This window comes from Thermococcus sp., from assembly GCF_027008145.1.
Classification (GTDB): Archaea; Methanobacteriota_B; Thermococci; order Thermococcales; family Thermococcaceae; genus Thermococcus.
This window is the reverse complement of the sequence record NZ_JALTCZ010000111.1, coordinates 1-6,953: the sequence shown is the minus strand read 5'-3', so window position 1 is coordinate 6,953 and position 6,953 is coordinate 1. Positions and strand designations below refer to the sequence as shown.

At 52.4% G+C, this 6,953-nt stretch carries 8 protein-coding genes; 4 read left to right on the top strand and 4 right to left on the bottom strand.

Features of this window, described 5'->3' with window-relative positions; all coding sequences use genetic code 11:
• Positions 1-151: 151 nt before the first annotated feature.
• Positions 152-811, bottom strand: a complete 660-nt coding sequence (locus MVD07_RS05530; RefSeq protein WP_297499504.1) for a 16S rRNA methyltransferase — start codon at positions 809-811, stop codon at positions 152-154.
• The gene (locus MVD07_RS05525; RefSeq protein WP_297499502.1) at positions 789-1,877 is read right to left on the bottom strand and encodes a saccharopine dehydrogenase C-terminal domain-containing protein; all 1,089 of its coding nucleotides are present in this window, start codon (positions 1,875-1,877) and stop codon (positions 789-791) included. Before MVD07_RS05525 ends, MVD07_RS05530 begins: the two co-directional genes overlap by 23 nt.
• A gap of 74 nt (positions 1,878-1,951) precedes the next feature.
• On the opposite strand from MVD07_RS05525, the gene MVD07_RS05520 reads away from it, so the two are divergent.
• Positions 1,952-2,524, top strand: a complete 573-nt coding sequence (locus tag MVD07_RS05520) for a metallophosphoesterase (RefSeq protein WP_297499500.1) — start codon at positions 1,952-1,954, stop codon at positions 2,522-2,524.
• The gene (locus tag MVD07_RS05515) at positions 2,524-3,498 is read left to right on the top strand and encodes a hypothetical protein (RefSeq protein WP_297499498.1); all 975 of its coding nucleotides are present in this window, start codon (positions 2,524-2,526) and stop codon (positions 3,496-3,498) included. Before MVD07_RS05520 ends, MVD07_RS05515 begins: the two co-directional genes overlap by 1 nt.
• 1 nt (position 3,499) lies before the next feature.
• Here the strand turns inward: MVD07_RS05515 and MVD07_RS05510 are convergent, their stop codons facing one another.
• Complete coding sequence (locus tag MVD07_RS05510) at positions 3,500-4,429, bottom strand: RsmB/NOP family class I SAM-dependent RNA methyltransferase (RefSeq protein ID WP_297499496.1); 930 nt, start codon at positions 4,427-4,429, stop codon at positions 3,500-3,502.
• A 120-nt stretch (positions 4,430-4,549) separates the two neighbouring features.
• Here MVD07_RS05510 and MVD07_RS05505 point away from each other — a divergent pair, with 120 nt between their 5' ends.
• Entirely contained in the window at positions 4,550-4,795 is a 246-nt protein-coding gene (locus tag MVD07_RS05505) for a hypothetical protein (protein ID WP_297499494.1), read from the top strand.
• Positions 4,796-5,164: 369 nt separating this feature from the next.
• Here the strand turns inward: MVD07_RS05505 and argF are convergent, their stop codons facing one another.
• Positions 5,165-6,112, bottom strand: a complete 948-nt coding sequence (argF, locus tag MVD07_RS05500; RefSeq protein ID WP_297499506.1) for an ornithine carbamoyltransferase — start codon at positions 6,110-6,112, stop codon at positions 5,165-5,167.
• A 242-nt stretch (positions 6,113-6,354) separates the two neighbouring features.
• Between argF and thyX the strand changes: the two genes are divergently transcribed.
• A partial coding sequence (gene thyX, locus MVD07_RS05495) for an FAD-dependent thymidylate synthase (RefSeq protein ID WP_297499492.1) occupies positions 6,355-6,953 on the top strand: 599 nt, incomplete at its 3' end.

Sequence of the window (6,953 nt, the reverse complement as noted above, 5' to 3'; positions counted from 1 at the left end):
AAGTTCCATATTCCAAGTATGTATCCCGTTATGAGCAAAGCCATTAACACGCTGACCCTCCTCATTTTCACCACCCTTCATGGTTGAAACAGTAGCGAAGACGTTCGAAACTAAAGGTAGAATAACAGGATTATATAAATAACGTTTTTGGTCAGAGGGAGGAGAACTCGAAGGCGATAACCACCTCGTTGATCACAGTCCAGGCCATGAGGGGCCTGTGATAGAGGCTTATCCTCCTTCCTTCGACTCCGCTCTTGAAGTCCCCGTGAGGGAAACCACCCACAATAACGGTCGGGTTGTCGAGTTCAGCTAGGACTTCCCCGAAGTTCCTGGGTTTTACGAGCTCTCCCCTCTCATGCATCACGAAGACCCCATCTGGGTCTATCTCCCTTATAAGCTCCTCCAGGGGTTTCCTTTCCATTTTTAGAAGCTCAAGGTTCTTTGGGACGGCCCACTTTTTGAAGAGATCCTCCATTAGGCCGAGAAAGCGGTTGTAGTTCCTTGGTAGCCTCGTCTCGGGCTTTATGTAGATGACCTCATTGTTCCTCGTGTGGACGTAAACTCTGAGAAGGCCCTCTTTGTTTGCCATGCTTTCGAGGGCGTTGAGGAGACAGAGGTAGACTATGTCCGGCCTTCCACGTCTCTCCCCATCTTCGAGTCGTTTAAGAGCCGAGTGATGGTAGGCGGAATCGAGGATGACTTCTCCGGGCTTTTTACCCCTCCTCCTTGCGTAGTTGATGACCGCTGGATGATTCATTATCGGCCTCGGCACGAGCTCAAGTTCAGAGTCAGCTATTATCAGGTGGAGCATTCTCCCACCTCTCAACACTAATTCCCCTATCCGCCAGCTCCTCCATAATACGGGTGTGGGTGTCTATCCTCATCCCGAGTATCTCAGGTGGGATTACCCCGTAGATACAGTTCTGCTCGGCCACGAGCCTTGCTATAATTGAGGCCGTAAAGCCCGTAACGCGGGCCATCGAGGTAAAGCCATCCTGCTCCTCGTCGTAGAGGAGGTAGCTGATCTCCCTCGGCTTGCCATTGATGATCCCCCTGCCTGAGACCTTCATTATTGTGAAGTCCGGGCCCTCATAGGTCATCAATGGTGTTATCACTTCAAGTGTTTTGTCAACGTGCTCCGGCTTGAAGAAGCCAAGCTCCCTCAGCACTTTCATCTTCCCTAGATGCCCTGGCCAGCGGAGCGTCCACTCCTCAAGTTTCTCGGCCCTAACGCTCTCAAGCAGGCTCCTCAGGCCGTCACTCAGGAAAGCTTCAAACTCGAAGCCCCTCAACTTGACCCGCTTAATTCTCTCCAGGGGGTCAACGGTCATAACCCCACCGTTTCTTAGGACCCTGGCCGGTCTGGTGTATTCTTCAATTAGGTCTTTGGGTGACCACGTAATTCTGTAATAAAGCGGTGGCCTCGGCTCCTTCGGGAGGCCCCCGACGAGGATTGAGCCCTCGGCCATGTCATCGAGCTCGTACCATATCCTGCCCATCAGGATGTGGCTCAGCCCTGGGGCAAAACCAGCGTCGAATATCACCGTCACTTGGGCTCTTTCCGCCTCGTTCCTCAGCTCAAGGGGATTTTCTGGCATAAAGGACACGTCAACCATATCTGTCCCAGCCTTTATGGTGGCCTTAACGGCTCTGTAGCCGAAGCGACCTGGCAGTGCATCGACGGCAAGGTCAAAGCCCTTAAGGGCCTCGACGAGCCCGTCAAAGTCTGTAGCATCAACTCTCAGAGGGGTTGCAAAACCGGAGACCGCCTTCAATCTCTCCTCACTTATATCCCCGACGTACACGTCGAAGTCGTCTCTCATGTCCCAGGCAACTGCCCTCCCAACGTTGCCAGCACCGAGGACGAGAACCTTCATCCAACCACCATAGCATGTTCCCGCCGGAGTATTTAAAGCCTCTCACACCCAATATGATATAAGGTGTGCCCATAATGCTGGGGTTCTTGAGAAAGAGAAGGTTGAGAAAACTCCGCTCTTCGTCAGAGGAGACCCTCCTCATGCATATAGGGGACACTCCGGAAAGCGTTTATCCGTTCTTGGAGAAGCTGATAAGCGAGTTCAACCCAGAGGTCATAGTCCACACCGGCGACCTAGTTGACAACGTCAAGCTTGAGAGGAGGCCAGAGTTGATACACCTCTACCGGGCCGGACTCAGGAAGCTCGCGAGAATACTCAAGGGTTCAGGGGCCCGGCTTTACATCGTTCCCGGCAATGAGGATGACCCGGAGCTCGTGAGGGGATTCTTTGGCAATGCCGTGGTGGAGCCCGGCACGGTTGTAGATATTGAGGGGGTCAGGCTTGCCCTCGGGCACACCTGGAAGGACGTTGTCGGCGTTGAAGCGAACTTCAAGCTCTACGGCCACAACTTCAGGCTTATCCCGGGGGGGCTTAATGCTGTTTTGGCGGTTAACTTTCTCTTTCTGCCCAGTGGGAGGGTCGTGAGGGTTGACTACCCAACTGGAACCGACACGTATAGGGGTTACAAGCTGAGGAGGGGGTTGTGATGAGGTTCATGCGTTTCGGTCCCTCGATAATCTTCCTCAGAACGGCCCATCAAGAGGCCGTGAAAGGGGCCATAGAGGAGATTTTCTCCGTAAAGGAGATACCGACCGATGAGGCCATAAAAGAGAGCAGTGAGTTCGAGACGGTTCTTTTCATTACAGACGAGTGGATAAAGAGGACACTTCCTCCCAAGGCCGGCTTCCTGATAAGGCACGGGGCAGCCTACGTTATAAGCACCGTGGTAAACCGGAGCCTCCCGGTTGAGAAGGTTCACGTGGAGAGCACGCTCATCTTCCTCCGCGTTCCCGAGAAGATTGAGGAGGCTCTAAGATTTATAGCCGAGAAGTACGGTGGAAAGGTCATGTCCTTTAGGGAGGCCCTCGACGAGGGCGAGGCTGGGGACACGGTTGTGGGGGTCACGAGGAGAAGGCTCGGCTCGCCAATAGGACCGGAAGAAATCGAGGGAGCGGTTTTAATACGCAGGGGCTTCCTCCAGGTCTACCGCGAGCTGAGCATCGACGCCCCACTTCTCTTATTTAAGCTCCTTCCCGAGTGGAACGAGCTTACCATCAAGGTATACGACACGGAGAGAAAGTACGAGGAGAACATCGCAAGGCTTATGATGGTAATAGAGGATCTTGATCTTGGCTTCGTCGTTGGGGAGGGCTGGGATTGGGACTACCCAAGGCCCTTCATGCGAGTTCCGGTCTACAAGCTCAAACTGCTGACCTGGGAGAAGCCGGAGCGCGTCAAGTTCCTGCTTAAAGGCATTGAGTACGCCGGCTATAAAAGACTCTGTGACATAGACATTTTCGTTGGAAGCAAGAAAATAAGCTGGAACTCCCTCGGCCACTACAGCTCAAAGTTCGAGCTGGCGAAAGAAGCCAGGAAAGAGCTTGAGAGTCAGCTGAGCAAAGACGTCCTTGAAAAGCTCAGGGAAATCGAGGAAAAGCTCGTTAGGGAGGCATCTGACTGACTCAGAGTTTTCTTATTTTTGCCACGAAGAAACCGCTCGTCCCATGCTTGTCCGGATAAAAGCGCCTAACCTTCGCTATTTCCTCGCTCAGTTCTATCCCGAAGGGTTTCATCAAAGCCGGCTCGCCATAGCGGAGCGGCAAAAGCTCGACGTCGAAGTTATCTAAGACCCACTGGATCACGAACTCGTTTTCCTCTGGTTCAAGGGAGCAGGTGGAGTAAACGAGGATCCCGCCCTTTTTGAGGACGCTCAAACCTTTCTCAAGGAGCTTCATCTGTAAACTTTGGCAGAACTTAATGTCCTCCATCGTCCTGCTGGCCTTCCTCTCGGGGTTCTTGTGTATCGTTCCCGAGCCCGTGCATGGGGCATCAAGAAGGATTTTGTCGAACTTAACACCGAGCTCGTCTATGTGGAGAGAAGATTTGTGGAACAGGACAGTGTTGGTAACGCCGAGGCGCGAGAGGTTCAGCCTCGTCTCCTTTAAGCGTTCCTCGCCGACGTCAAAGGCGTAGATTATTCCCCCGTTCCTCATGAGCTGAGCTATATAGGAGGTTTTTCCGCCAGGTGCCGCCGCCATGTCCGCAAGTATCTCACCGGACTTCGGCTCAAGGGCAACGGGCGGATACATCGAGCTTGCCTCTTGGATGTAGAGGAGGCCACCGAGATACTCGGGCGTTGAGGCTATTGAGAATGGCTCCCTCGTTAGGCAAAATCCTTCCCTTGTCCAGGGAACACGTTTAAACTGAAAACCCTTCTTGTTGAGGAGCTTGGTGACCTTTGAAACCTCTGCCCTGAGCGTATTGACGCGAAAGCACCTTGGCAACGGCTTCTCCATGGCCTCGGCTATCGCTAAAGCCCTCTCGCCCCAGAGCTCGTAATAGCGCTCCGCGAATGTCTTTGAGTAGCCGAGACTGAAAAGCTTTTCCAGCATAGTCAGGGGTTGGGGGAGGGGTTTTAAAATAATTTGTTAGGAGGCCTGCCATGATGGGATTGGATGACTATCTTCTCCCAAAGGAGGAAGTTGAATTCCAGAGTAAAAACAATGTTCAGTATGGCGGAAAGACATATAATAGTCACGGACAGGAGGATAATTCTATACGCTAGGAGGGGAGCCATTTTCAAGAGTGATGATGTGGTTACGTTTAAGCTCTCAGATGTTGAAGGCATCAAATACAAAGAGGAAGGACTCATAGGAAAGAGGGGCATAATCGAAATACAAGGAAGGACTAAAGCCAAACTCGTGGGTTCTACTTCAGAGATGAAAACACTCTATCAGCAACTCCTGCAATTTCTCTGATTTAGAAGCATTTTGGACTCCTCTTTTACTTTTCTTCAGCCTATAGAGATAAAAAGGAAACTGAACACACGTCCTCACTGGCTTCGTCCTTCAAGAGGTAAATGGTTGGAAGGATACCCCCCGTTTGACTCGTCGTACTTGGCTTCGATCCTGAAGAACCTTCCACGTTCTTTTATCAAGGTCGCACTTCTTGCTCTTATCATAGTATGATCAGCCATTAGGTATTCCCTTGAGGGATTACTAGATCTTCGCCTAGGTAACCCTCGGGGATAGCGCTATCAGTGGGCCCTGGAAGACCCCTTCACGTAGGCATGGTGCTTCTTTGGGATGTCCAATGTTAGAAGAAAACAAAATGGAGAAGAAAAGTCCTCAGACCTTAATTCCGCCCATGACGAGGGCCATGATGGCCTTCTGGGCGTGAAGCCTGTTCTCGGCCTCGTCGAAGACTACACTGTTCGGGCTGTCAACGACCTCGTTGGTGACCTCTTCACCGCGGTGGGCGGGGAGGCAGTGCATGAAGATGTAGTCCGGCTTGGCGTGCTTTACTAGGTCTTTGTTGACCTGGAAGGGCTTGAATACCTTCCTTCTCTCCTCGGCCTCGGCTTCCTCCCCCATACTTGCCCAGACGTCGGTATAGATGACGTCGGCGTCTTTAACGGCTTTAACTGGATCGTGGAAGAGTTCAAAGCTTCCGCCGCTCTCTGCCGCGTTCTTCTCGGCCCACTTGACGACCCTCTCGTCGGGCTCGTATCCCTCAGGTGTTGCCACAACGACGTGAGCTCCAAGCTTCGTTCCCGCTATCATGAGGGAGTGGGCGACGTTGTTTCCATCGCCAACGTAGACGACCCTAACCCCCTGAATCCTGCCCTTCTTTTCAAGGATGGTCTGGTAGTCAGCGAGGGCCTGGCATGGGTGGGAGAAGTCGGAGAGGCCGTTTATGACAGGAACGTTCGCGTACTTGGCGAGATCTTCCACATCTTTGTGGGCGTAGACCCTTGCCATTATTCCGTCCACGTACCTGCTGAGAACTCTTGCCGTATCTGCTATCGTCTCACCCCTGCGAAGCTGTAAGTCCTGGGCGTTGAGGTAGAGACCGTAACCGCCGAGCTGGTAAATGCCAACCTCGAAGGAAACCCTTGTCCTGGTCGAGGGCTTCTGGAAGATCATCGCCAGAGTCTTCCCTTCAAGAACGCGGTGGGGCTTCCCAATCTTGTTCCATATCTTCATCATCTCTGCCGTCTTGAGAATCGTCTCAAGCTCCTCCCTCGTGAAGTCCTGGAGGCAGAGGACATCCCTTCCAGCTAAGCTAACCACCATGTTCATCACCGTCTAAGGCTCGGGGGGGAGTTTAATAACCCTTTCGTCGAAAAACACCCTCTCACTCCGGAAGGTTTTGAGGCCCTGTTGGGGAAATCTTTCCAAACGTAAGTCCCGAATGCCAAAGGCCCCATCGGTCAGTTGCCATATTGGGTGTCCTCTTTTTATGTCCTCTGTCGCACTTTCAATACTCTCCAGGAAAAGGATAATAAGCGGAAGTGTGAGTTGAAGCGGTGGGAGAAATGGACAATAAAATCCGCGTGACTCTTGTCAACTATACAAAAAGGCCTCTCGAAACTGTCACATGGGCAGCGCTGATAAGCTACTGGGACGGCTGGGAAACGGAGGCCTTCAAGCGGATGAGCGGGAAGGACGTTGAGATGCACCTCCCGAGGGTTCTCGGCTACGGCCATGAGTCGATTCTTGAGCACGCTGTCCTAACCTTTGCTATAGAGGGCTGTTCTCGCGTATGTTCGCACCAACTTGTTAGACATAGGCTTGCAAGTTATACTCAGCAGTCACAACGCTATATCAAATTAAACCCAAGTGATGTGGAGGAAACCTTCACAATCCCGGAAAGCGTCAAGGAGAAGCCCGAGCTTTACGAGAAGTGGAAGGAGGTTATGAGAAGGGCAATCGAGCTCTACGAGGAGAGCTATAAAGCTGGCGTTCATCAGGAGGACGCGCGCTTCATCCTCCCCCAGGCGGTGAGGACAAAAATCGTCGTCACGATGAACCTCCGCGAGCTCAAGCACTTCCTCGGGCTGAGGGCCTGCGAGAGGGCCCAGTGGGAGATAAGGGAAGTTGCTTGGAAGATGCTGGAGGAGATAGCGAAGAATGA